Source organism: Hymenobacter cellulosilyticus, assembly GCF_022919215.1.
GTDB lineage: Bacteria > Bacteroidota > Bacteroidia > Cytophagales > Hymenobacteraceae > Hymenobacter > Hymenobacter cellulosilyticus.
On the sequence record NZ_CP095046.1, the window covers coordinates 1,169,511 to 1,193,381 of the forward strand.

At 59.4% G+C, this 23,871-nt stretch carries 23 protein-coding genes and 1 pseudogene; 17 read left to right on the plus strand and 7 right to left on the minus strand.

Going from position 1 to position 23,871, the window contains the following annotated elements; translation table 11 throughout:
* Positions 1–622 precede the first annotated feature (622 nt).
* The 4 genes from MUN79_RS05815 to MUN79_RS05830 all read left to right on the plus strand — a co-directional run bounded on the left by MUN79_RS05815 (position 623) and on the right by MUN79_RS05830 (position 4,149).
* Positions 623–1,456, plus strand: a complete 834-nt coding sequence (locus MUN79_RS05815; RefSeq protein ID WP_244676807.1) for a helix-turn-helix domain-containing protein — start codon at positions 623–625, stop codon at positions 1,454–1,456.
* 92 nt (positions 1,457–1,548) lie between these two features.
* Positions 1,549–2,424, plus strand: coding sequence for a hypothetical protein (locus tag MUN79_RS05820; RefSeq protein WP_244676808.1), 876 nt, complete (start codon positions 1,549–1,551; stop codon positions 2,422–2,424).
* Between the two features lie 159 nt (positions 2,425–2,583).
* Positions 2,584–3,807, plus strand: a complete 1,224-nt coding sequence (locus MUN79_RS05825; protein ID WP_262922993.1) for an alpha/beta hydrolase-fold protein — start codon at positions 2,584–2,586, stop codon at positions 3,805–3,807.
* 198 nt (positions 3,808–4,005) lie between these two features.
* Positions 4,006–4,149, plus strand: coding sequence for a hypothetical protein (locus MUN79_RS05830; protein ID WP_244676810.1), 144 nt, complete (start codon positions 4,006–4,008; stop codon positions 4,147–4,149).
* 24 nt (positions 4,150–4,173) lie between these two features.
* Here MUN79_RS05830 and MUN79_RS05835 read toward each other — a convergent pair whose 3' ends face one another.
* Together MUN79_RS05835 and MUN79_RS05840 are read right to left on the minus strand one after the other, a co-directional pair.
* Complete coding sequence (locus MUN79_RS05835; protein WP_244676811.1) at positions 4,174–4,653, minus strand: hypothetical protein; 480 nt, start codon at positions 4,651–4,653, stop codon at positions 4,174–4,176.
* A 430-nt stretch (positions 4,654–5,083) separates the two neighbouring features.
* A complete protein-coding gene (locus tag MUN79_RS05840; protein WP_244676812.1) occupies positions 5,084–5,662 on the minus strand; it encodes a hypothetical protein in 579 nt (192 codons plus the stop codon).
* A 283-nt stretch (positions 5,663–5,945) separates the two neighbouring features.
* On the opposite strand from MUN79_RS05840, the gene MUN79_RS05845 reads away from it, so the two are divergent.
* The 8 genes from MUN79_RS05845 to MUN79_RS29880 all read left to right on the plus strand — a co-directional run bounded on the left by MUN79_RS05845 (position 5,946) and on the right by MUN79_RS29880 (position 13,676).
* Positions 5,946–7,421, plus strand: a complete 1,476-nt coding sequence (locus MUN79_RS05845) for an amino acid permease (protein WP_311136669.1) — start codon at positions 5,946–5,948, stop codon at positions 7,419–7,421.
* Positions 7,406–7,708 carry an amino acid permease C-terminal domain-containing protein gene (locus tag MUN79_RS30685; RefSeq protein ID WP_311136670.1) on the plus strand — a complete coding sequence of 101 codons (303 nt, stop codon included), beginning with the start codon at positions 7,406–7,408 and terminating at the stop codon, positions 7,706–7,708. Before MUN79_RS05845 ends, MUN79_RS30685 begins: the two co-directional genes overlap by 16 nt.
* 113 nt (positions 7,709–7,821) lie before the next feature.
* Positions 7,822–8,217: a DUF4011 domain-containing protein gene (locus tag MUN79_RS29865; protein WP_262922994.1), complete on the plus strand. Its 396-nt coding sequence runs from the start codon at positions 7,822–7,824 to the stop codon at positions 8,215–8,217.
* Positions 8,196–10,784, plus strand: a complete 2,589-nt coding sequence (locus tag MUN79_RS05850) for a DUF4011 domain-containing protein (protein WP_262923048.1) — start codon at positions 8,196–8,198, stop codon at positions 10,782–10,784. Before MUN79_RS29865 ends, MUN79_RS05850 begins: the two co-directional genes overlap by 22 nt.
* Complete coding sequence (locus MUN79_RS05855) at positions 10,757–12,475, plus strand: DUF3320 domain-containing protein (RefSeq protein ID WP_244676813.1); 1,719 nt, start codon at positions 10,757–10,759, stop codon at positions 12,473–12,475. Before MUN79_RS05850 ends, MUN79_RS05855 begins: the two co-directional genes overlap by 28 nt.
* A gap of 8 nt (positions 12,476–12,483) precedes the next feature.
* Positions 12,484–12,612 carry a hypothetical protein gene (locus MUN79_RS29870; protein WP_262922995.1) on the plus strand — a complete coding sequence of 43 codons (129 nt, stop codon included), beginning with the start codon at positions 12,484–12,486 and terminating at the stop codon, positions 12,610–12,612.
* Positions 12,613–12,708: 96 nt separating this feature from the next.
* Positions 12,709–13,347: a lipid A-modifier LpxR family protein gene (locus tag MUN79_RS29875; RefSeq protein WP_262922996.1), complete on the plus strand. Its 639-nt coding sequence runs from the start codon at positions 12,709–12,711 to the stop codon at positions 13,345–13,347.
* The gene (locus tag MUN79_RS29880; RefSeq protein ID WP_262922997.1) at positions 13,338–13,676 is read left to right on the plus strand and encodes a lipid A-modifier LpxR family protein; all 339 of its coding nucleotides are present in this window, start codon (positions 13,338–13,340) and stop codon (positions 13,674–13,676) included. Before MUN79_RS29875 ends, MUN79_RS29880 begins: the two co-directional genes overlap by 10 nt.
* A gap of 115 nt (positions 13,677–13,791) precedes the next feature.
* Here MUN79_RS29880 and MUN79_RS05865 read toward each other — a convergent pair whose 3' ends face one another.
* From MUN79_RS05865 to MUN79_RS05875, 3 genes are all read right to left on the minus strand, one after another.
* Positions 13,792–15,801 carry a trypsin-like serine protease gene (locus tag MUN79_RS05865; protein WP_244676814.1) on the minus strand — a complete coding sequence of 670 codons (2,010 nt, stop codon included), beginning with the start codon at positions 15,799–15,801 and terminating at the stop codon, positions 13,792–13,794.
* A 634-nt stretch (positions 15,802–16,435) separates the two neighbouring features.
* Complete coding sequence (locus MUN79_RS05870) at positions 16,436–16,780, minus strand: EamA family transporter (protein WP_244676815.1); 345 nt, start codon at positions 16,778–16,780, stop codon at positions 16,436–16,438.
* Positions 16,777–17,136, minus strand: a complete 360-nt coding sequence (locus MUN79_RS05875) for an EamA family transporter (RefSeq protein ID WP_244676816.1) — start codon at positions 17,134–17,136, stop codon at positions 16,777–16,779. The genes MUN79_RS05870 and MUN79_RS05875 overlap by 4 nt, the downstream gene beginning before the upstream one ends.
* On the opposite strand from MUN79_RS05875, the gene MUN79_RS05880 reads away from it, so the two are divergent.
* Positions 17,128–17,337 (plus strand): hypothetical protein, encoded by a 210-nt coding sequence (locus MUN79_RS05880; RefSeq protein WP_244676817.1) that lies wholly within the window; start codon positions 17,128–17,130, stop codon positions 17,335–17,337. The two genes, MUN79_RS05875 and MUN79_RS05880, sit on opposite strands and share 9 nt — an antisense overlap.
* A gap of 192 nt (positions 17,338–17,529) precedes the next feature.
* Here MUN79_RS05880 and dusB read toward each other — a convergent pair whose 3' ends face one another.
* On the minus strand, positions 17,530–18,519 hold the full coding sequence (gene dusB / locus MUN79_RS05885) for a tRNA dihydrouridine synthase DusB (RefSeq protein ID WP_244676818.1): 990 nt from the start codon (positions 18,517–18,519) through the stop codon (positions 17,530–17,532).
* Positions 18,520–18,782: 263 nt separating this feature from the next.
* Between dusB and MUN79_RS05890 the strand changes: the two genes are divergently transcribed.
* The 4 genes and pseudogenes from MUN79_RS05890 (at position 18,783) to MUN79_RS05905 (ending at position 23,199) form a co-directional block, all read left to right on the plus strand.
* On the plus strand, positions 18,783–19,640 hold the full coding sequence (locus MUN79_RS05890) for a CPBP family intramembrane glutamic endopeptidase (protein WP_244676819.1): 858 nt from the start codon (positions 18,783–18,785) through the stop codon (positions 19,638–19,640).
* A gap of 115 nt (positions 19,641–19,755) precedes the next feature.
* A pseudogene (locus tag MUN79_RS05895) lies at positions 19,756–20,669 on the plus strand (phosphatidate cytidylyltransferase).
* A gap of 285 nt (positions 20,670–20,954) precedes the next feature.
* On the plus strand, positions 20,955–22,241 hold the full coding sequence (locus MUN79_RS05900) for a Glu/Leu/Phe/Val family dehydrogenase (protein WP_244676820.1): 1,287 nt from the start codon (positions 20,955–20,957) through the stop codon (positions 22,239–22,241).
* A gap of 271 nt (positions 22,242–22,512) precedes the next feature.
* Positions 22,513–23,199 (plus strand): phosphatidylserine decarboxylase family protein, encoded by a 687-nt coding sequence (locus MUN79_RS05905; RefSeq protein WP_244676821.1) that lies wholly within the window; start codon positions 22,513–22,515, stop codon positions 23,197–23,199.
* A 79-nt stretch (positions 23,200–23,278) separates the two neighbouring features.
* On the opposite strand, the gene msrC is transcribed toward MUN79_RS05905, so the two are convergent.
* Positions 23,279–23,761 (minus strand): free L-methionine (R)-S-oxide reductase MsrC, encoded by a 483-nt coding sequence (gene msrC / locus MUN79_RS05910; RefSeq protein ID WP_244676822.1) that lies wholly within the window; start codon positions 23,759–23,761, stop codon positions 23,279–23,281.
* Positions 23,762–23,871 lie beyond the last annotated feature (110 nt).

A 23,871-nucleotide genomic window follows, 5' to 3' on the forward strand; every position in this document is an offset into this window, starting at 1 on the left:
ATAGTTCAGGCTGATAGGCAGTGAGAGGCCTCGCAGCTTCACTTCGTAGATAGGAATTGTAATGCTGGGCACCCCAGAGTAAAGGCTAACGGGAATTTCTGAGAACTTGCCTAGGGCTGCCGCCTCCGGTGGAGGTGGCGTACCGGCACTGAGACGCTCCGTCATTTGAGCCACAAGAGGGTGCTCAAAAACGAATAAAAGAATGATGAATAGCCAAAAAGATCTAATGGCTAGTTGTTTAGAGTAAAAAAGTGCGCTCATAAGATGCTTCAGTAAGGACAAACTGATTCTGCCTAAGGCCCATGCCATAGGAGTTATGATGCAGATAGGTAGAGCAGGAAGGGGCGGAGCGGCGTACGAATAGCCGCGGAGCTCCGCTGGCCAGGCGAAGCGGTATTAAGTATGAGGTTTTACCGGACGCCTAAAAGCGCTGTAGGTAAAGGACAAGCAATAGAAAAGGTCTTGGTGCAGCAGACCCTTTCGAATAAATCACCTAGCAGTAGCAGGTTAATACTTGCATAGGGTAGGGCGGATAGGCATATTTGTTAAGCGTAATGGATACAATTTTATTCTTAATTTGAATAGTATCCAAATTTTGAATTAATTTTTTGCATAATTTTTAATGGACTGGATTCCTGCCAAGCTGCGCACTATTCGTCAGGAATTCAACATGACCCAGCTAGAAATAGCCCAGGCTAGCGGATTATCCCAGCGCGACATCAGCCAGTTGGAGAACGGCCGCAAGGAGGGCCTGCCCAAGGAGTTTATTCACTTTCTGCATACCCGGGGCGTAGACCTTAACTGGCTATTCGCCGACCCAGCCGCCGAAACCGCACCCGCTACTAGTGCTTCTGCCGGAGCTCCAGCGAAATATTCTGTCCCAGAGTCTTCCACCAGCATGGCGGCGGAAGACCGGGCAGGCTACGGCCGGGTTCCTGGTGGCAGCCCGGTAGCAGACGGTCCGGCTGAACTGCGGCTGGTAGCTCAAGAGCAGCTCCGGCAGTATGCTCAGCGCTGCCAGGAGCCGGCATTTGAGCAGCAGCTGCCCGTCGGGAACTTGCCGCTGCCCGAGATGGGGCAAGGCGTGTTCCGGGCTTTCCAGTTGCCCGATGCCGCCCTAGCACCCGCGTTTGCCGCTCTCGACTGGGTTATTGCCCGAAAGGAAGCCCCGGGAGCTACTCCGGAAAACGGGGCCCTGTATGTGGTAGTAACCCGGCAGCAGGTGTGGGTGCAGCAGGTAGTTACTTCGCCCCAGCAGCCGGGAGTGCTGACGTTGCGGCCTACTGCTAACGGAGCCACGACTACTACCGTGCCGCAGGTCGCAGTAACGGAGCTGTGGCGGGTCACGGGCCGGCTGAGCTTTCAAGTATCCGCGTCCCCGCCGCCCACTAGTGCTTTGGAAGCCAGCCTCCAGGATCTGCTGAGCCGGGTGCAGCGCCTGGAGCAGGGCCGGTAAACGACCACCGGCCGCGCCGGGCTTGCTGGCCTTCCGTATTTTCGGCCGGGCCAAATGCTGGCGGCATTCCCCAGGTTGCTGGCAGTCGATAAGTGAAACCCCGCATTTACTTCTGGCTGCCTGGGTACCTATTAACGCAGCTATTCCCTATCCGACACTACATGCGGCTTCTCGGCATTCTTCTCTTCTTACTGACTGCGGCCTGCACCCCCGATACGGAGCAGCCAGGTAGCGCTGCGGGGAAGTCGGCTCTAGCGAAGGGTGATCCTCCGCCACCTCCGCCGCCGGGTTACCCCATCTACCGGGCTGATTCCAGCTGCCGCGCCGAGCTTGAGCAGGCCCGCAAGGGTGCTCAAGAGAACAAGCTCACCTACGTCTCGTTCGACAGGCAGCTTCGCTACCGGCAGGAGCTTGAGGCCCTGCTGGCCCGGCAGGAAATCAAGCTTATCCACATTCCCATGAACTGCACCGGCGAATTATACTGCTACCGTTTTTATATGGACAGCATCATGGTCAGGCGGCGAGGAGCCGGGTTTATCGACAGCTTAAAGCAGGTGGCCGATAAGCAGTTTGTGTCGGCTTGGGCCACCAAAACCTACCGTAGTTGGGATGTTGACACACGGCCCACCTGTGGCCCTGACGACATCCATCGCTACGTGACTTCCCGGGTGTGCCAGCCCGCCGGCTGGGACCCCAAGCCCAAAAACGGTCCTTATTTCAATAATGAGCGACAGTATATTCAGATGCGCTTTGTGGTGGATACCCTTGGCCTTATTTCGATTATCAGGTCAGATACAGATTCCTCTGGCAACATTAAAGCAAGTAATCGAAGGCACCTTCCGTATTTCCGGCGAGAAATTACCCGGATTCTCCAGCAAACGGGTCGGTGGCAGCCGGCAACGCTCAATGGCCACAAAGTCAGGTGCCAAAGCTGGGTTGACGTGACTCTTAATCCTGAGTCAAACTAAGCTTCCGCCGGTGCTGGAGGGCGTCCGGTCTGTAACCTCGGCTGGTTTGCTCAGTTACCCCGGCGCTGCCCTTTCGTTGGTTGCTCGTGCAGCTATTTTCTGTCGGTTATCTACTTACTGTACCTATGAAGCTTACAATTCTGGTCCTGCTGATCTGTAGTGTTTTTTCAAGTCAGGCCCGGGCCCAAAACCGACCGGGGCCAGCGTCCGGCACATCCAGTCCCGCATTCTGAAGGAGCAGCGTACCTATACGGTGTATGTGCCCAGAGCGCGCAGGATTCCCTGGTAGGCCGGCAGCGCTACCCGGTGCTCTACGTGCTGGATGGGGAAACCCAGTTTCAGAGCACGGCCACCATGTTGGAGCAGCTCAGCGGGCAGCGGGTATTGCCCGAAGCCATTATCGTGGCCGTGCACAATACCGACCGAATCCGGGACCTGACACCTACCCACATTGAGTCGGGCCTGTACATGGACCGGCGGGGCGCGGCTACCTCGGGTGGGGGTGAGGCCTTTACCCGCTTTTTGCAGCAGGAGCTGATTCCCCGCATTGACTCGACCTACGCCACGGCTCCCTACCGTATGCTGATCGGCACCTCCCTGGGCGGGCTCTTCGTGGTTAATACGCTGCTGCACCACCCCGACCTGTTTCAGAGCTACGTCGCCATCGACCCGAGCCTGTGGTGGGATGATACCAAGCTGGTGCGGGAGGCCGGCAGTCTGCTGGCCCAGCCCAAATTTGCCGGTAAAACCCTGTACCTGCCCGTGGCTACGGCCTTCAAAGAGGTAGGCGACACGGTGGCCGCCGGAACTCGCAATACTGTGGAGCGCCGCGCCTTTCTGGCCGTCCCCGATTTTATTGCCGAGCTAAAGAAGCACCCCGCCAGCGGCCTGCGGTGGTCGGCCAAATACTACCGCACCGAAGGGCACAACTCCGTGCCCCTGCCCGGTACCTACGACGGACTGCGTCACGCCTTTAGTGCCCACAACCGCCTCTCCATCGACAACGTGGCCCTGCTGGAGCCGGCCGTGAGCAAGCTCAGTCCCAGGGCTATTCAAGATTCGCTGGTGGCGGTGTGCCAGGTAGTTTCCCGGCAGCTGGGCTATACCGTGCGGCCTCCGGAGGCTCTGGTCAACCGCCTGGGCTACACCTATCTGGGCCGGAAAGACCTGGCGGCGGCCCGGGCCTTCTTCCAGCTAAACCAGCAGAACTACCCCGACAGCTTCAACGTCTACGACGCTCTGGGCGACTACTACAGTGCCCTCGGCGACAAGAAGAGCGCCGCCCGGGAGTTCAGCAAAGCCCTGACCATCTATAAGTACCCCGACACCCGGCAAAAGCTGCAGGCCCTGCAAACCAAGGCCGTAGGCAAGGCTGGCCGGTAGCTGCCCGCAAGCAGTAGCAACGGGGAGCGGGGCTAGATTTCGGCCCCCGGGCGGTGCTGGGGCGTATACTTCTGGTTGCTCTACCCTTTATGACCGCTTTATGCAGTACTTCCACGATACGCTTCTCCGCTACGGCTTTATCCAGCAGCGCCCCGGCTTTTATACCCGCCCCATACCAGCCCGGCCCAGGGTGGCCCCATGTTCTGCACCACCGGCGAAGACGGCCGGCCCCGCAAGATGCTGCTCTGGCAGCGCGGCCGCATCCTGGTACAGGGCGACGTGGTAACGCTGGACGCGTTGGAGCAGGTGCTGCGGCGGGTGCTGGGCGCTGCGGTGGCGTAAGCTGCCAGCGGCCGAAGGCCTCGACTAGCGCACGGTTACCTTGCCTGGACCCAGGCCGATCAGAAAGCTGATGGAGATTTCCAGCCCGCCCGGACCTATTGCTTCGACAAGGTTCTGTCCAGTCAGTGAGCCGGGCCCGAAGCCGGGTATAAGTTCTACGGCGGGGTTGGGACTTAGTATGGCTCCGTAGCCCAGGGCTAGCTGCAGGGCATTGCGCCGAAACTGGTGGTGCAGGCCAGCGCGCAGGTGCAGCAGGGTGCTGGAATGTATGATGTAACGCCCCTTGACTCCATTTGAATCTTCAATGTCCACCGATATGTTGGAGGACGAGTACACCAGGTTGGTACCCGCAAACAGATGATTCCGGCCGCGGCTGGGCACGTAGGCCCGGGTCCCGACGCCAATCTTGGCCCCGCTGGAGCCCAGCCCGACGCCGACATTCGCATCAAGGGCGGGCAGGAGGCGGTAGGCCACTTCAACGCCCCAGCCATAGGGGCGCCCCACCCCAACGAGAGGCCCAGCGTGAGCGGCGGCACGCCCTCACTGACTTGCTGCTGGGCGCCGCCCTGGTACGTAGCGGGCATAGTGGACCGGCTGGTCGGCGGCAGCGTATTCAGCTGCGGCCGCGTCGATTGGCGCACCGTGTCGGCGGTGGTTTGGGCGTGGGCGACGGTGCCTGCGCCTAGTAGCGCTACCAGTAAAGAAGATGCTTGGAGTAAACGATGAAGCTGCATATAGCAATGGGCGGTACAGTAAAAATTAGACCAATAACGGCTAAAAAGTCGTGCTGTCCAAGCTCAGAAAGTTGTCTTGCCTAAGACAGGGAAACGTTAAAAAAGGACTTGCTTGGTTGCTGTTTTATCTAGGGTCGGCAAACAAAGAGATGCTTTTCGTGCGGCGGATTTTATTGTAAAAGATAGAGGGGGGAACATGTCTAGCGGCTGGGCTTCCAGCCCGGCGGCACCGGCTTTTTTCCTTGGGCATCAAATGATATAAAGCCCTTCCTCACTTCCTGATTATTCTTGCTGAAGGTGTGCTGCACGTACGCCGTATCGGTTGGGTTTTCGAAGGAAAAAAAGACGGACCGCATTTCCTCTACCGTGTCGCCTTCCAGAACCGCCGGTACAGTATATATCGAGTAGTAGCGTTGGCCATTAGGATGATATTCGTGCCAATACGATTCCTGGTAGGACCTGCTGGGGTTGAAATCAGCCACTAACCGGCCCGTGCGCGTCAGCCGCTTCCACTTCCCGTACGGAACAAAGGTGTACTTGCCATCGGCTGCGGGCAGTACCCGCAGCGGCCCTTCATCATAATAGGACCTCAGGATGGCCGGGTTGGATTTATGAATCTTCTCGACTATCTCTCCCCGCTGCAAATCTGCCTGCTCCTGCTTGGTTAAATGCCGACGATATTTGCCATCCTCATAGCCGGGCGACAGGGAGCGAAAATAGACGAAACCGCTGCCAGCCAGGGCAAGCGCAAGTACCAACGCAATTGGCCAGTTATCCATTATGCAGTAGTAGAGTAAGTTCGCAGCATTAAATATAGAAGATGCCCTACGCTTGCGCCGGCTTTAGAGGCTAGCGTTTTTCTTCATCGGGGCAAGGCCGGCCACATCTTCTGAGCGCCCGACGCAGCGGCGGCTGAGGGCTAGCGTGCCCTGTCAGAATTCGGAACGGAACTGCAGTGCTAAGATTGCCCGGTAGTCGTTGTTTTGCTGCTGATCAGCAACCCCGCCGCATTATTCTTTATCTTTTGGGCCTGAAACTCCTCCGCTCCCTCACACCCCATAAATGAGTTCTTTCTCCAATCTGTTTCGCCGCAAGGATATCGGCGCTATTCTGCAAAACCCACCGGCCGACGTGGAAGGCCACAGCCACGGCGGCCTGGAGCGCAACCTCTCAGTGCGCGACCTGACGGCTCTGGGCATTGCCGCCGTTATCGGGGCCGGCATTTTCAGCACCATCGGCAATGCCTCCCACGACGGCGGCCCGGCCGTGTCGCTGCTGTTTGTGTTTACGGCCATTGCCTGCGCCTTCTCGGCCTTGTGCTACGCCCAGTTTGCCGCCACCATTCCCATCAGCGGCTCGGCCTACACCTACGCCTACGCCTCCTTCGGGGAGCTCACCGCCTGGATTATCGGCTGGGCCCTTATTATGGAATATGCTGTGGGCAACATCGTAGTGGCCATTTCCTGGTCTGACTACTTTACCGGGCTCATGGACGGAATAGGGGTGCACATACCCAGCTACCTGACCATGGGCACCCAGAGCGCCTACAAAGGCTACCACGAAGTACTGGAGCTGATGCAGAACGGTAAGTCCATCACCGACGTGTCTCCGGCTACCCTGGAAGCCTACAAAACCTGGAACACGGCTCCCACGCTGTTCGGCGACTTCCGCCTCGTCTGCGACCTGCCCGCCTTCCTTATCACCGTGCTGATTACGGCCGTGGTATACGTAGGCATCAAGGAATCCAAGACGGCCTCCAACCTGCTCGTGCTGCTTAAGCTGATTGTGGTGGCCGTGGTTATTGCCGTGGGCGTGTTCTACGTGCAGCCCGCCAACTGGACGCCTTTCGCGCCCAACGGCGTGGCGGGGGTGCTCAAGGGCGTGTCGGCCGTGTTCTTCGCCTACATCGGCTTCGACGCCATTTCGACGACGGCCGAGGAATGCAGAAACCCCCAGCGCGACCTGCCCCGGGCCATGATTTACGCCCTGATTATCTGCACCATTCTCTACGTCATCATCACACTGGTGCTCACCGGCATGGTGTCGTACAAGGAGCTGGGTGTGGGCGACCCGCTGGCTTTCGTGTTCGAGAAAGTAGGTCTGCCCCAGCTAGCGGGCGTGGTGGCCGTCAGTGCCATTTTTGCCATGGCCTCGGTGCTGCTCGTGTTCCAGATTGGTCAGCCCCGTATCTGGATGTCGATGAGCCGGGACGGACTGCTGCCCCCCATTTTCGGCCGGGTGCACCCCAAGTTTCACACGCCGTCGTTCAGCACCATCGTCACGGGCTTCTTCGTGGGCGTACCGGCCTTGCTGCTCAACATGGACCTCGTAATTGACCTGACCAGCATCGGGACGCTGTTTGCCTTTGCCCTGGTGTGCGGCGGCATCCTGATTCTGGACCCGCACGGTACCTCCGAAGCCCGCTTCAAAGTGCCTTACATCAACGGCCAGTTTCTGTTGCCGCTTATTATGGTCATCGGCATCGTGCTGCTGTTTGTGTACAACACGGCGGCTGTCGGGAAATGGGCCGTATCGTAACCGGCGCCGAAGGCATGGAAGGTTTCCGCCACTACATCCCGATGCTGGTGTTTTTCGGTTTCTGCATCTACCTGACCATTGCCTCGGTGCGCCGCCGCCTCTCGCTGCTGCCTACCCTGGGCTTGCTGACCAACCTATACCTGATGACTCAGTTGGGCATAAACAACTGGCTTTTATTTTTCGGCTGGCTGATTATCGGCCTAGCCTTGTACTTCAACTACGGCTACAAGCACAGCAAGCTGAACGCCGGGGCCACGGCCAACAACCGCCCTTCCCCGATTCGGTAAACCGACGTTAAAAACTGCGCGGGCTTTGTCCGGCGAAGCGTAAACCAAGAACTTTGGTGGACCAGCTTCCCGGGCAAAGCCCGCGCTGCGTTTCGTGCTTCTGCTTTTTTGCTATGGAAATCAATCCGGTTACGGCTCCGCTCAGCCTGCTTACCCGCCTCCAGGCCTCCCGGCAGGAGCTGCTGGATTTGGGCCTGCGCAACCCGCTGCTCAACTTCCGGCCTTCCCCGGCCCGCGGCGTGATGGTGACCGGAGAGCAGTCGGCGGCGGTGTACGAGGGACTGGTGCGCCGGGCGAAGACCATGTACTTTCTGGCCTCTCCGGAGGCCCGGCCCGTGGCCGCAAAGTCATTGTTGGGCGCAGAGCCAGGGCTTGAGAAAGAAATAACCGAAGCTGCTTTGGGTCCGGCGGAAGCGGAGGTAGCCGCTCCCAGCCTGCCGCCGGGCCCGGGGAAGCCGAGCGCCAAAGCCTGCTCACCGACAACAAGCTGCAGACCGCCGAGCCGCTAGCCAAGCTTGAAAACCGCCTGCTCAACACGTATTATACGGCCCGCACCAGCCTGGAAGAGCAGGGCGTCAACATCCTGTACCTGGCGCTGGGCCAGCTCACCTGGTACGAGGCCGACAGCAGCCCGGAGCCCCGGCGGGCGCCCTTGCTGCTGGTGCCGGTGCTGCTGGAGCGGGGCACGGCCGCCGAGCGGTTTAAGCTGCGCCACACCGGGGCCGAGGTAGAAGGCAACCTCAGTTTGCAGGCCAAGCTGCGGGCCAGCTTTGGCCTGATGCTGCCCCTGCCCGAAGCCGAGGAAGAGTTCCGCGTGGCCGATTACTTCGCCGCCGTGGCCGAAGCCGTGGCGGGCCTGCCGCGCTGGCAGGTGCAGCCCGATGCCATTGCCCTGGGCTTCTTTTCCTTCGGCAAATTCTTGCTTTACCGCGACCTGGACCCGGCCGCCTGGCCCACCGCCGCGGCCTTGCTGGAACACCCGGCCATTGCCGCCCTGCTGGGCCCCGACACCGGCTTTCAGGATGCCCTGCCTACGCTCACCGACGAGGCGTTTCTGGACAATGAAAGCACCGCCCACGAGCTGCACCAGGTGCTGGACGCCGATTCGTCGCAGTTGCTGGCGCTGCTGGCCGTGCAGGAAGGCCGCAACCTCGTGATTCAGGGGCCACCGGGCACGGGCAAGTCGCAGACCATTGCCAACCTGTTGGCCGAGGCCATTGGAGCCGGCAAGAAAGTATTATTCGTGGCCGAGAAAATGGCGGCCCTGGAAGTGGTGCAGCGCCGGCTGGAAAATCTGGGACTGGGCGCGGCCTGCCTGGAATTGCACAGCCACAAAGCCAACAAGAAAGCCCTGCACGACGAGCTCCGACAGACGCTCAGTCTGGGCCGCCCGGCTCCGGCCCTGGCTGATCAGGTGGCCCAGCTGCCCCGCTACCGTGCCGCCCTGAACGACTACGCCCTAGCCGTGAATGCGCCCATCGGCCGCAGCCGCCGCACGTTTCAGCAGGTGGTGGGCGAGTTGCTGCGTCTGAACGAGGAGCGGGGCCCGGTAGAGCTGCCCCGCCTGGCCTTCACGACGCTAGCCAGCTGGACCGATGCCGACGCGGCCCACGCCGAAGATCAAGCCCGGCGCCTGCAGGCTACGCTACAGAAAATCGGCCGTCCCAAAAGCCTGCTGTTCTGGGGCAGTGAGAGGCTGGTCTTGCTTCCCGCCGACCAACAAGCTCTGACGCATTCCTTGCAGGCTGCCCAGGCGGCCGTTGCCCATTTGCAAACTGCCGCCCACGCGCTGGCCGACCACCTGTGCCTGCCCGCGCCTCCAGACCGGGCCGCTGCCGAAGCCTTGCTGCCTGCCGCCCGCCACGCCCAGCTAGCCCCGCCCCTGGCCGGCGTAGCCGTGGCCGACTCTGCCTGGACCCAGCGCGCCAGCCAGCTTCAGGAGATGCTGCGGGCCGGGGCCAGCCATTCAGCTTTGCACCAGCAGCACGTCGCGACCTTGCTGCCCGAGGCCTGGAACCAGGAACTGCTGGCCGAGCGGGCTGCCTTACTTTCCGCCGGCGACAAATGGTGGAAATTCCTCAGTAATGACTACCGCCGCGCCAAAAAGCGCCTGCAAAGCTTCTGGCGTGGCCCATTGCCCGACGATGCCGCCGCGCTGCTGCCCGTAGTAGACGCTATTCACGAAGCCCGCCGCCTGGCCCAGTTAGTGCAGGAGGCAGGCGTGTGGGCCGCTGGCCTGTTTGGCCCGGCCTGGCAAGGTCTGCGCTCCGACTGGCCTCAGTTGCGGAAAGTAGCTGATTATCTGGGTCTGACTCACCAGCGCGTTAGCCAAAATCAGCTGCCTGCCGCCCTGCTGTCCTACTTGGTGCAAGAACCCAACCCCGCCGACATTACCGGCCCGCTGGCGGCCGTGGAAGCTTCCTTGGCCCAGCACCGCGCCACCTTGCAGGGCGTAATTACTGCTTTGCAACTTAATGAGGTTCGGCGCTTTAGCTCCGAGGGCCGGCTGGAGTTTCAGCCTTTTGCCATTCAGCACGCCCAGCTCACTGGCTGGATGGCCGACGTGCCCGCCCTGCGCCTCGCCGTTGAGTGGAACAATGTAGCCGCCGCAACGGCTGAGCAGCTTCCCGAGCTGGTGGTAATGGCCGAAACCTGGGAGCTGGCCGCGGACCATCTGGCGGCAGCCGTGCGCCAGACGTGGCTGGAGTTCTTGCAGAAGCAGGCCTACACGCAGCACCCGGCGTTGCGGCAGTTTGAGCGGGCCAGTCATGAGCAAACCGCCGCCCGTTTCCGGGAAGCCGACGAAGACTCGCTCTACCATAACCGGGTGCGGGCTATGCAGCAGCATTTCAGCCAATTGCCCAATGCTCAGGCCAGCGGGCAAATGCTGCTTTTGCGCAACGAGTTTGCTAAGAAAACCCGCCATTTACCCCTGCGCCAGCTCATGCAGCAGGCCGGCCGCGCCATTCAGGCCATCAAGCCGGTGTTTATGATGTCGCCGCTGTCGGTGGCCAGCTACCTGCCCCGGGCGCCGTCGAATTCGACCTGGTGGTGTTCGACGAAGCCTCGCAGGTGAAGCCTGTGGATGCCCTGGGAGCCATTGCCCGGGGCCGGCAGCTGGTGGTAGTCGGCGACTCGAAGCAGCTCCCGCCCACCTCTTTCTTCGACGCCCTGACCGGGGCAGGGGAGGAGGCCGATGAAGAGAACGTCACGGCTGATATTCAAAGCATTCTGGAGCTGTGCAAGGCCCGGCAAATGCCCGAGCGGATGCTGCGCTGGCACTACCGCAGTCAGCACCAGTCCCTGATAGCGCCATCCAACTACTTGTTCTACGACGACAAGCTGGTGATTTTTCCCAGCCCCGGCGGGCAGGAGCAACTGGGATTGATGTACCATCATTTGCCCGAAACTCACTACGAGCGGGGTACTACCCGCACCAATCCGCTGGAGGCGGCGGGCGTGGCCGAAGCCGTGCTGCGCCACACTCGTACCACCCCCCAGCTGACCCTGGGCGTGGTAGCCTTCAGCCAGGCCCAGCGCCAGGCCGTGGCCGATGCCCTGGAAAAGCTGCGCCGCCAGCACCCCGAAACCGAAGACTTTTTCAACCGCCACGCCCACGAGCCATTCTTTGTCAAGAACCTGGAAAACGTGCAGGGCGACGAGCGGGACGTGATTCTGATCAGCATTGGCTACGGCCGCACCCGGGAAGGCTACCTGAGCATGAGCTTTGGGCCCCTGAACGGCGAGGGCGGGGAAAGGCGGCTCAACGTGCTCATCACCCGGGCCCGGCAGCGCTGCGAAGTATTTACCAACCTCACGGCCGACGACCTGGACCTAACCCGCACCCAGGCCCGGGGTGTGGCGGCACTCAAGTCGTTTCTCCACTTTGCTCAGCACGGAATTCTCAACCAAAACCAGGAAACCGGCCGGGCTCCGGAGTCACCGTTCGAGGAGGCGGTGCACCGCGCCCTTACGGCCCGCGGCTACACCGTGCAGCCCCAGGTAGGCTCCCAGGGCTTCTATATTGATCTGGCCGTCGTGGACCCCGCCCAACCAGGCCGCTACGTGCTGGGCATTGAGTGCGACGGGGCCATGTACCACAGTGCCCGCTCGGCCCGCGACCGGGACCGGCTACGGCAGCAGGTGTTAGAAAACGTGGGCTGGAAGCTGCACCGCATCTGGAGCACCGATTGGTTTCGGGACCCGCTGCGCGAAACTGAGCGGACTGTACAGGCCATTGAGGCAGCCCGCCGCCTAGCGGTGCCGGATGAAGCTGAAGAAAGCGAAATGCTTGGCAGTGAAGCCGCCGAAGGTATTGCCCGGGAAGAAGTTCCCGGTGGCCCCGCGCCGCTGGCCGAGCCTTACCAGGTGGCTCAATTGCCCGCCGCGGCCCGGCAGCTGGAAGTACACCAGCACCCCATGGCTCGCCTGGCGGGTTGGGCGGCGCAGGTCGTAGCCATTGAAAGTCCGGTCCACCTTGATGAGGTGACGCGCCGCATTACCTTGGCTACCGGGGCCACCCAGGTCGGAGCCCGGATTCGCAAAAGTGTAGCGGCAGCCGTGCGGCTGGCCGTCAACCTGCGCCATATTCGGCAGGAGGGTGACTTTCTGTGGGCGCCAGCCATGACGGCGGCTACGGTGCCCGTGCGGAACCGGAGCGGCCTGCCCACCGTGTCGCGCAAGCCGGGCTTCGTGGCCCCGAGGAGCTGGCCCGGGCCGTTCAGACCATCGTGCAGCACAGCTTTGCCCTGGAACGGCCGGCCGTAGTGCTGCCTGTGGCGCGTTTACTGGGCTTTGCCCGCCCGAACGAGGAAATGCGGGAGCTGATTGAGGCGGCTGTGCAGCAGCTGGTGCAGGCCGGAATCATACGAGACGTTTATGGCGTGCTACACCCGGCCGGGTAGGGCCGGAACAGGCTTTGAAACTTCCTTCGGCAGTGAGCAAGACTGCAGGCTACCGCGGTTACGTAGGTAGAGCACATTCACTCTGCCCACAGCTGTATGCTTATTTCTCGTTGGTTTGTAGCCTTACTTTTCCTGCCCTTATCTGCCGCGGCGCAAACTGCCGACAGCCTCAGCACCGACCGGCTGGTATTCTACACCTTCGCCAACGACGCATTTTTCCGTACCGACTACTACTTCACCCAGGGTATGACGCTGAATCTGGTGCTGCCGGTATTCAGCAAGTCGCCGGTAAACAAAATCCTGCTGCCTGGTCCGGCGGGCAGCGTGCACCACTACGGGGTAAAGCTGCACTATGACGGCTTCACCCCGCTGCGCATTCAGGACGACACCATCCGGCGCGGTGACCGGCCGTATGCCTCTTACATCTACGCCACGCTCTACCACACCGCTACCAGCAGCTCCGCTAAGCGCCGCCTGACTTCGGGGCTAAACCTGGGCTTTATTGGTCCTGCTGCCGGTGCTAAAGCCTTCCAAACCAAGGTGCATGAGTTGCTCGACGCGCCCACGCCCCGGGGCTGGGACTACCAGATCCGCACCGATGTGGTACTGGGCTACGAAGCGCTGCTGGAGCAGCAGTTGCTTTCTGTGGGCCGGGTGGTGGAGGTAATCGGGCGGGGCAGGCCGCGCTGGGCACGCTCAATACCTTTGCCGGGGGCGGTCTGCTGGTGCGCATAGGCTACCTAACGCCCTACTTTCAGAACCTGGGTCTGGCATCCGGTCCAAACCGGTCGGGGTTGTCGCGGTGGCAGCTCTACGCCACTGGCTTGGCTGAGGGCCGCGTCGTGGGCTACAACGCTACCATGCAGGGCGGGCTCTTCAACCGCCGCAGTCCCTACACCCTGGCCTCTGCCGACCTGAAGCGGGTGGTAGCTCAAGGAACGGCCAGCGTGGTAGCTGCTTATGGCGACGTAAGCTTCCGGACCTCCGCCGTCTGGATTACGCCTGAGTTTCGCGGCAGCCGCCACCACGCCTGGGTGCAATTTGGGCTGGGCGTAGCATTTTGAATAGCCGGCTACGCAGCTTTCGGGCAAAAAAGAAAAGGCCCCATCGGGTGATGGGGCCTTTTTAGGATGGCTACTGGAAGTGCGGCAGCTCGCGCCAACGCTTCCCGCGGCAGGCTTAGTGCTGAATCACGAGCTGACGGTCTACGGTCTTCATTCCGTTGCCCACTACGCGCACGTGGTACAGCCCGTCGGGCAGGTCCCGCACACTCACCTTGTTGAGTGAGGCATCGGCGTGCAACTGTACTACTTTGCGCGCTTTGCCGCGGGCATCGTAGAAGGTGGCTTCGGCTTCCTGACCTTCGGAGGCAATAGTTACCTCATCCACTGCTGGGTTGGGGTAGATGCCCTGTTTGTCGTCGCCGGCTGCCCGGATGGGCTCGCAATAGCGGCAAGGCGTGCGTGGGAGGTTATCCACGTACAACATGGCCGACGAAGGATTACCGCAGGCATCATTGAAAGTTACCTCAACGGGGTCGTAGGTTTCGTAGTCGGGCGTCCGGACAGTGATGGAGCTTGAGCCCTGCCCGCCAGTGATGCTCCAGCCATAGGGCACCGTCCAGTTATAATTGCTGTTATTGCCTGAGACCGTATAACGCTGACTAGAGTTAAAGAATACCGTCTGGTTCCCGGTGACGGTGCTGTTTGCTGCCTGGCCCACCACTACCGTAATCGAGCGGTAGCCGCTGCTGCCGCAGGGGCCGTTGCTGCTGGTATGAATTTCGTACGCGCCTGGCGTTACGTTGGCAGGTACCGAGATGGTAACAGTCGTAGTCGAGCCTACATTGTAGGAAGACTGGTAGATGACGCCCTGGCCACCGTTAACGGTCCAGCCGAGGTTAGGCAACGACCAGTTGCTGGAAGTAGCGGCCGCACCGGGCGTAAAGCTGATATTAAACGTACCGCCGCCGCATACATAGTAGGTCGACTGGGTTGGCGTGGGCGGAGGCGAGCTAGGCGTGATGGTTACCACGTTGCTGGTGTACCAATACTGCCGGGGCGACGAGAAGGTGTTATAAATCCGGTGCGTCGATACCCGCCGGTAGTACGTGGTAGCATAGCAGTCCCAGGGCTGGAAATCTTTGCCCGTGGCGTTGCCGTCAATATTGTAGAAGTTCACATTGTCGTAGCTGTACTGCCACTGCGCCCATTCTTTCTCGGAGCCCTCGGCAAACTTGCCGGAGCCCACGGCTGCAGCATACGCCTGGAATTCGGCCGAATTCTCATCGGCCAGCACCCGGCCCTTGATACGGGCGGGCACGGCGCCGTAGGCTACGCACTGATTGTCACAGATAACATTGGAGCCGCAGGGCGTCCAGGACGGAGGGTTTGCCAAAGTGTTGGCAATCCAGGGAGCATACTCCGAAACCCGGGCATAGATACCCAGATACCGCGGGTCGGCGCAACCAAAGCCCCAGCTTACGACCCCAGCCAGGATTGGCGTGCCGCTGCTGTTCCGAACAATCAGTGGTCCGCCGCTGTCGCCCTGGCAGGCATCTACGCCGCCCTGAGGCAAACCGGCAGCCAGCATACCATTGGTGATGGTGAAGCCCGAAGGATTATACTGGCTGTTAGCCGTTGCATTAGAGGCGATTGGCAGATTTACGCTGTAGAGCTGGTCCGGCTGGCTACCGCCCGACGAGAGCCGGCCCCAGCCGGAAACAGTGGCGTTTACACCGGGGTTGGTAAGGCCTGCGGAAACAGTAGAAGACGTAGCGTAGCTGATAATCTGTGCGTTAGCACTCGTCGAAATAGGGCTGGAAAGCAGCAGTAGGGCCACATCATTGTCGTGGGTACCGGCATTGTAATTCGGGTGAACCAGAATTTGCTCAATGGTATACATCTGCCCCGAACCCTTCTGGTTGCGGAACGTCAGGCCCGCGTAGATTCGCAGATCATTGGGGCTTTTGTTTGCTACGCAGTGAGCTGCCGTCAGAATCCAGCGGCTGCCAATGATGGAGCCGCCGCAGCCATCCAGCCCGTTGATGGTCATTAGCACCTGCCACGGCACCTGGTCGATAGTAGTCGGCGCACCTCCCACAATGTCTGGCTTTTGGTCCTGTGCCCAGGCAACCGGCGCCAGCATCAGCCCAACAAGCATGAGAAATAAGAGACGAAGTGTTTTCATAGTAGGATTAGAAAATGGTGAAAATGAATTAAGAAAAGAAGAGAAAATGCAATTGAAATAATTAAGGACATAGTATTCCTGCACGGCTAAAAAGCAGCGAAACAAAATGCCGGAATAAATATGTGGCAGCCTTGCTTAAGCAATACAAAAAGCAATACGTCTCCTGCGACGCCAAATAAAATGACGCTAACAGGACAGCGCTTTTTTGTTAGAAAAGCAGTGCTTTACCAGAAATAGAAAAAGGGGTTGTGTCGTAAATAGAGCTAAATGGCAACAGATTCGAAACGATGGACTCTCTTCTAAATGAAGTGGTAAGCCAAAGGAATATGTGCAATAGGGATAGAGGATTCCGAAGAATCAGGGCGTAAACGACTAAGGCAAACGTAAAGGATATTTCGGTTTATTCAATGCATTAAGTGAAATAAATATTAAGGCTATTTATGCTGCTATAATCCCAGGGACACATTGTATTTTAACGATGTCATGGTCTGGTATAAAGGACGTTCTCTATGATGATAAATGAGCTTAGAAGCACACCTGTACTTCTAAGCTCATGCGTGTATTAATAAAGCTTATAAAAACTTGCTCTTTTTGCAGTAACAGCCTTACTTCGCCCGGTGAATAATAGCCACGCTCACCAGAATAATGACCATGCCCAGCAAGTGCCAGAGGTTGAAAGCTTCGCCGTCCAGCACCCCCATGTCAGGGCCATAATGGGTACCAGGTAGGTATTGGAAGCCGCAAACAAGGCCGTCGACTGCTGAATGAGCTTATTGAAGAGTACCATGGCCACCGCAGTGCTCATCGTGGCCAGCAGGGCAATGTAGCCGAAGGCCTGCCACGCCCCCGGCACGTGCTGCAGCTTGTACAAAAACTCGGTGCCCGCCAGCAGGTACACCAACGCCGGTCCGCCAATGTACAACAGCAGCAGACCCGTCACGGCCAGGGGCGGAATGCCCTGCAGGCGGTTCTTAATCACGTTGACGCTGACCCGTAGCCCATAGTAGCCAGCACGATATACAGACCATACCAGGCATTGCCCTCACCGCTGGGCGTGGCCTCGCCACCGCTGCCACCCAGCAGCATTAGTACCACCGTGCCCACCAAACCCAGCACGATGCCGGCCACCCGGAGGGGCGTGAGCTTTTGCCCGAAGAACAGGGCACCCACCAGCAGCGTGAACACGGCCGTCAGGGCGTTGAGTACTCCGGCCAGGCCCGAGGCCAGCTTGGTTTCGGCGTAGGCAAACAGAAACGCCGGAACCAGGGTGCCCACCACGCCGCTAAGTACTAGCCACTTCACGCGGCTGCGCTCCAGCTGGGGCAGATGCTTCACGGCGAAAGGCAGCAGAATCAGGGCCGCTACCGTCACGCGCGTGGCCCCAACTCCATGGCCGAAAACACCACCAGCCCTTTCTTCATCAGAATAAACGACGTGCCCCAGATAGTGGCCAGCGTGATGAGCAGCACCCAGGCCGAAGCCGGCGTGCGGTGGGGTGGGGCGACGCTACCGGAGTGGTTTCGGGAGCAACGGTAACGGCCGGGGCGGTAGGGGTGGGGGACATGCGAGGGCGGAAAAAGAGCGGAACAGACTAAAAAAGAACGTCATGCAGAGGCGCAGCCGAAGCATCTCGCGTGCAGTGCTATTCAAAAGCAGGGCAACGACACTAGCGAGATGCTTCGGCTGCGCCTCTGCATGACAAAAGATTAACGTACGCTACTACAAAGCTTACCCGACCAGCACGGGCTCGGCAGCGGTTATTTCCTCCAGAATGGCCTGCACTTCGGCTACCGAATACGTTTCGACCAGGCGCATGCGCCACTGTTTGGCGCCTTCCAAACCGCGGAAATAGTGGGCGTAGTGGCGGCGCATTTCCAAAATGCCGGACCGCTCACCTTTCCATTCGATGCTCTTTTCAAAGTGCATGCGGCACATGGCCACGCGCTCCTCTACCGTGGGCGGGGCCAGCTTTTCGCCGGTAGCCACGAAGTGCTTGATTTCGCGGAAAATCCAGGGGTAGCCGATGCTGGCCCGGCCAATCATGATGCCGTCCACGCCGTAGCGGTTTTTGTACTCCACCGCTTTTTCGGGTGAGTCGATGTCCCCGTTGCCGAAAATCGGGATTCGGATGCGAGGGTTTTCCTTGATTTTGGCAATCAAACGCCAATCGGCGTCGCCCTTATACATCTGCACCCGGGTGCGGCCGTGCACCGTGAGGGCCTCAATACCAATGTCTTGCAGGCGCTCGGCTACTTCCTCCACGTTCAGGGTGTTTTCGTCCCAGCCGAGGCGGGTTTTTACCGTCACGGGCAGGTGGGTGGCTTTTACCACGGCGCTGGTCATCTGCACCATCTTCGGGATGTCGCGCAGTAGGGCCGCCCCGGCCCCGCGGCAGGCCACCTGCTTTACCGGGCAGCCGTAGTTGATGTCAATCAGGTCGGGGCCGGCCAGGGTGCTGATGCGGGCACACTCGCCCATCGTGTCCACGTCGGAGCCAAAGAGCTGAATGCCAATGGGCCGCTCGTAGTCGAATACGTCGAGCTTCTTACGGCTTTTGGCCGCGTCCCGAATCAGGCCTTCCGAGGAAATAAACTCGGTGTACATCAAATCGGCCCCGTTGGCTTTGCATACGGCCCGGAACGGCGGGTCGGATACGTCCTCCATGGGCGCTAGAAGCAAGGGAAAATCGGGCAGGGCAAGGTCGCGGATGTGTACCACAGAGGAAGGCTATTACAGGAATTTGCGCAAATTTACGACTCTTCCAAGTTTCCGTAACCGCCTGCCCCCTATGAAAGGTTTCGTGTCCAGCCGTTTGCACCCTTTTGCCAACCTGCTGCTGCTCGTTGGCCTAACGCTGGCCACGCTTTGCATTGCCGGTTTCGTCACAGTGGTGTGCAGCTACCTGTTCTTCGGTGTGGGCTTGCTGGAAGTCGGCAATGTGACCAAGAACCCCCAGAACCACCCCGGGGCTGGGGCTGCTGATGCTTACCCAAGGTCTGACGCTGTTTATTATGCTGGGCGGTGCAGCTCTGGCTTTGGTAAAGCTCACGGGCCGCTCATCCCGCGAATATTTCGCGCCCCGCTGGCCCGTTTCCTGGGTGTGGTTTGTGGGAGCCGCTGCCCTGATCATCCTCAGCGTGCCGTTTATGGCCGGCCTGATTGAGTGGAACAATAACGCCTACGTACCCGACCTGCTCAAAGGCTTTACCTGGCTTACCGATTTCGAAACCTGGGCCCGGGCCAAGGAAGAAGAACTCAAGGTGCTTACAGCCTACCTCACCCGGTTCAACTCGCCCCAGCGCCTGCTGGTAGGTCTGATTGTTATTGCCGTGGTGCCAGCGGTCAGTGAGGAGCTGTTTTTCCGGGGCGTGCTGCAGCGCAATCTGGTGGAGTGGTTTAAGTCGCGCCACTGGGGCGTGTTTATTGCCGCCGCCATTTTTAGCGCCATCCACATGCAGTTTCTGGGCTTTGTACCGCGCTTCGTGCTGGGCCTGATTCTGGGTTACCTCTACGAGTGGAGCGGCAACATACTGGTGCCTATGGCGGCTCACTTCACCCAGAATGCCTTCCAGCTTGTGCTACTTTACTTGCAGCAGCGGGAGTGGACCGGCCCCGAATTCAACCCCGACTCCACCGACAGCCTACCCTGGTACTTGGTGCTGCTCTCCGTGTTCTTTACCGGCGCGGTGCTGTATTTTCTGTACCAGCGCAGCCTGCCCGCCGCGCCCGTCGAAATGCACACGCTCAGCGCCGGTGGGGTGGCGGTAGTCACGCCCGAAACTGCTCCCACCGAAACCCGTACCCTCGGCAGTAAGGGCAGCGCCACCGACCGAAACTAAGCTCATAGCGCCGCCCGTATTTCTTTTCCGTCCCGAATTTCCGTTCCCGTTGTCAGAGCCCTCACTCTCGCCCACCACCGCTCCCGAAGCTGCTCCTGCCGACGGTAAAAAGCCTATGTCCAACCTGGCCCAGCGCCTCATCTTCGGCGTCATCGGGGCCGTACTGCTGCTGGGCAGCGTGTGGTACGGGGCCTGGACGTTTGCGCTGTTCTTTGCCGCCGTGCAGGCCAAAATGCTGCTGGAGTTTTACCGCATGATGCGGGCTGGTGGATACAGACCTGCTAAGTGGGTAGGGCTATTTGTAAGCTTACTGCTCTTCTTAGGGACTAGTTATATTGTGTTCGTGACTTCCTACTTGGCGGCAACGGGAGATGTTCCGCATATAGTTAGCGGAACGGTCGTCTACCAGAATAGAATGAATGCGGAGCTGTACGGTGCGGCACTGTGGTTGAGAAAACTGCTGCCGGCTGTACTGCTGCTGACGCCTATCGTCCTGGTGGGAATGGAAATGCGCCGCTGGCCTAAGGCAGAGCAGCCTTTCGCGAATGTTGGTACTACCTTACTCGGCCTGATGTATGTGTCGGTTCCAATGACGTTGCTGAACTTGGTGGCGGATGGGGAGCAAGGCTACGATTATCGCCGCATCTTCGCCTTGCTCTTCCTAGTCTGGTGCTCCGATATCGGGGCCTACGCCGCCGGCAAAACCTTCGGCAAGCACAAGCTGGCCCCAGCATTTCGCCCGGCAAAACCTGGGAAGGGGCCATCGGCGGCTTCCTGCTCACCCTGGTCATGGGCTGGGCCTTGGGCTTCTGGCTCACAGACTTGTCCGTGACTTACCGCCTCGTGGCCGCCGGCACCGTGGCCGTCTTCGGCCCCCTGGGCGACCTGGCCGAGTCCATGCTCAAGCGCAGCGTCGACATTAAGGACTCCGGCACCATCATGCCCGGCCACGGCGGCCTGCTCGACCGGTTCGACGCCTTCCTCTTCATTCTGCCCGTGCTGGCCTTGCTGCAGCTGTTGCTAGGGTAGACTACTAGAACGTCATTCCGAGCGCAGCCGAGGAATCTGGCGTGCTGAGGTTGCCAAAGTAATCTGATTACCATAGCAGGCGAGATGTCTCCCACTGGTCGACATGACATTGGGCTGTCGTCGTAAAAGCCAGTCTCTGTCAGCAAAGCTGCACCCTGGCGCATTTTCCTGCGTATGGCATAATCTACTACCTTTGAGCCCTCAAATCCGGCGTCCGGTTCCGGCTTCCCACCGCTGAGCCCCGCTTTTTTTATTACCCACCCACTTCAACTTACCTCTTCCCGTATGGCTGCCACCACGGTGTACAAAGAGCCGGCCCCAATCGTGGACCGTGAAAATCCCCTGGAATCAATGATGTCGCGCTTCAACATCGCGGCGGAGATCTTGGGGCTCGACGATTCAACGTATAACGTCCTGAAAGCGCCCGACAAGCAGGTTATCGTCAACATTCCCGTGACGATGGACAACGGCAAGGTGCGCGTATTTGAAGGCTACCGCGTGGTGCACAACACCATTCTGGGCCCCTCGAAAGGCGGTATCCGCTACGACATGAACGTGCACATCGACGAAGTAAAGGCCCTGGCGGCCTGGATGACGTGGAAGTGCGCCGTGGTCGACATTCCCTACGGCGGTGCCAAAGGCGGTATCATCTGCGACCCGACCTCGATGAGCCCCGGCGAAATCGAGCGTCTGACCCGCGGCTACACCCTGGCCATGAAGGACGTGTTCGGCCCCGACCGCGACATTCCGGCTCCCGACATGGGTACCGGCCCCCGCGAAATGGCCTGGCTGATGGACGAATTCAGCAAGACCGTGGGTGCTACCTCGCCCGCCGTTGTTACCGGTAAGCCTCTGGTTATGGGTGGGTCTTTGGGCCGCACCGAGGCCACCGGCCGTGGCGTAATGGTGTCGGCGCTGGCTGCCATGAGCAAGCTGGGCATGAAGCCCGAAGAGTCGTCGGCCGTGGTACAGGGCTTCGGCAACGTAGGCTCCTGGGCTGCCAAGCTGCTGGCAGAGAAAGGCGTGAAAATCAAAGGCGTATCCGACATCAGCGGAGCCTACTGGAACGAGAATGGCATCAACATCGACGAGGCCATTGCTTATAAGAACGTGCACAACGGCCGCCTTGAAGGTTACACCGGCGCTAGCCTCATGAACGCCGATGACTTGCTGCTCGCCGATGTAGACGTGCTCGTGCCCGCCGCCGTGGAAGACGTGATTACCGAGCACAACGCTCACGACATCAAGGCCAAGCTGATCGTAGAAGGTGCCAACGGCCCTACTTCCGCTTCTGCCGACCCTATCATCAATGAGAAAGGCATCATGGTAGTGCCCGACATCCTGGCCAATTCGGGCGGGGTGACGGTATCCTACTTCGAGTGGGTACAAAACCGCCTGGGCTACAAGTGGAGCGAAGACATGGTGATTGAGCGCGCTGAGCGCATCATGACCGATGCTTTCGAGAAAGTGTACGCCACTTCCCAGAAGTACAACGTGCCCATGCGCATCGCGGCCTACGTGGTAGCCATTGATAAAGTAGCCCAGACCTACAAATTCCGCGGCGGCTTCTAAGCGGCAAAATTGTGAGATGGTGAAATAGTGAGTTTTGTTTGAGCTGCGCAAGCTGCGCCGACGGAACGAAAAACTCACTATTTCGCCAATTCACTATCTCACCACTTCCTATATTTGCTCTCAGATAGCCCGGGCCGGCAGGCTCGGGCTATCTTTGTGTAGTTTAACACGTAATGGATAAGCTGGGGAGTAATTTTCTACCAGCCTCGGTTTCTGAAAAAGCGCTTAGGTCAGCGAAAATCAACTCGTAATCAGCGCTAATCTGCGATTTATGAAGATTCACAAAGAAGGACGACGCATACTTTTCTTCACGTTGCTGGCACTCTTAGCCCTCAACCTGCTGCTGTTCCAGTTCAACGCCCGCGCCGTTACCTTCAACCGCATTTTTGTCGGGGCCTCCGTTGTGGCCTTCCTGCTGCTGCTTCAATTCTTCCGCAGCCCCTTCCGCAACCTGCTCACCCACGAGGACCTGCTCATTGCCCCAGCCGACGGCAAAGTGGTAGTAATTGAGGATGTGCACGAGCCGGAGTACTTCGACGACATGCGCAAGCAGATCAGCATTTTCATGTCGCCGATTAACGTGCACATCACCCGTAACCCCATTTCGGGCATCGTGCGCTACTTCAAGTATCACCCCGGCAACTACCTGGTAGCCTGGCACCCCAAGAGCAGCACCAAAAACGAGCGGACGACGGTCGTGGTGCAGTCGGAGGCCGGTCCCATGGTCCTATTCCGCCAGATTGCCGGCGCCATGGCCCGCCGCATCGTGTGGTACGTGAACGAGGGCGACGAAGTAAGCCAGGGTGAGGAGTTTGGCTTCATCAAGTTTGGCTCCCGCGTCGACCTGTTCGTGCCCCTCGATACCGAGGTGAAAGTGCAGATCGGGGAGAAAGTAAAAGGCGGGCAGACCGTCATTGCCCAGCTCAAAACCAACCAGGGTACACTATTCGGTAGCTAAGATTCCTCGTTTTCTTGAATATAAAAAAGGCCCGCAGCATTATGCTGCGGGCCTTTTTTATGGACTAAAGTATTATGGCCTAAAACCAGCGGGCCGCCTGCTGCATCAGCTGCTCCAGGGCGGCTTGGTCATCCTGGTCGAAGTCGTTGAGCTGGTCACTATCCACGTCGAGCACGGCCACTACCTGCCCGTCTTTGAGGATGGGTACCACGATTTCAGACTTGGACTCGGAGCTGCAGGCAATATGACCGGGAAACTGCTCCACGTCGGGCACGAGCAGGGTTTGGGCCTGGGCCCAGCTGCTGCCACATACGCCTTTGCCGTGCCGGATACGGGTGCAGGCAATGGGACCCTGGAAGGGGCCGAGTACCAGTTCGTCGTTTTTGACGAGGTAAAAGCCAACCCAGAAAAAGTCAAAGGCCTGGCGCAGCGCCGCCGCGGTGTTGGCCAAGTTGGCTACCAGATCGGGCTCCCCGGTGGTCAAGGCATCAATCTGGGGCAGGAGCTGGCGGTATTTTTCGGCTTTGGTAAGCGTCGTGTCGAGGATGAGTTCTTCAGCCATGAAATGGTGAAATGGTGAGGTGGTGAAATGGTGAGTTCTCGTTAGGGCAGCGTGTTGTTGCGCGGTTGAAACAGATAAAACAGAAAAAGGATGCCGTATGCTCATTTTGC

Bases quoted from the DNA above. Each gene is read 5' to 3' on its own strand.
- MUN79_RS05815 (WP_244676807.1), top strand. From the start codon at position 623: ATGGACTGGATTCCTGCCAAGCTGCGCACTATTCGTCAGGAATTCAAC.
- MUN79_RS05830 (WP_244676810.1), top strand. From the start codon at position 4,006: ATGTTCTGCACCACCGGCGAAGACGGCCGGCCCCGCAAGATGCTGCTC.
- MUN79_RS05840 (WP_244676812.1), bottom strand. From the start codon at position 5,662: ATGGATAACTGGCCAATTGCGTTGGTACTTGCGCTTGCCCTGGCTGGC.
- MUN79_RS05845 (WP_311136669.1), top strand. From the start codon at position 5,946: ATGAGTTCTTTCTCCAATCTGTTTCGCCGCAAGGATATCGGCGCTATT.
- MUN79_RS30685 (WP_311136670.1), top strand. From the start codon at position 7,406: ATGGGCCGTATCGTAACCGGCGCCGAAGGCATGGAAGGTTTCCGCCAC.
- MUN79_RS29865 (WP_262922994.1), top strand. From the start codon at position 7,822: ATGGAAATCAATCCGGTTACGGCTCCGCTCAGCCTGCTTACCCGCCTC.
- MUN79_RS29875 (WP_262922996.1), top strand. From the start codon at position 12,709: ATGCTTATTTCTCGTTGGTTTGTAGCCTTACTTTTCCTGCCCTTATCT.
- MUN79_RS05865 (WP_244676814.1), bottom strand. From the start codon at position 15,801: ATGAAAACACTTCGTCTCTTATTTCTCATGCTTGTTGGGCTGATGCTG.
- MUN79_RS05880 (WP_244676817.1), top strand. From the start codon at position 17,128: ATGCTTCACGGCGAAAGGCAGCAGAATCAGGGCCGCTACCGTCACGCG.
- MUN79_RS05890 (WP_244676819.1), top strand. From the start codon at position 18,783: ATGCTTACCCAAGGTCTGACGCTGTTTATTATGCTGGGCGGTGCAGCT.
- MUN79_RS05900 (WP_244676820.1), top strand. From the start codon at position 20,955: ATGGCTGCCACCACGGTGTACAAAGAGCCGGCCCCAATCGTGGACCGT.
- MUN79_RS05905 (WP_244676821.1), top strand. From the start codon at position 22,513: ATGAAGATTCACAAAGAAGGACGACGCATACTTTTCTTCACGTTGCTG.
- msrC (WP_244676822.1), bottom strand. From the start codon at position 23,761: ATGGCTGAAGAACTCATCCTCGACACGACGCTTACCAAAGCCGAAAAA.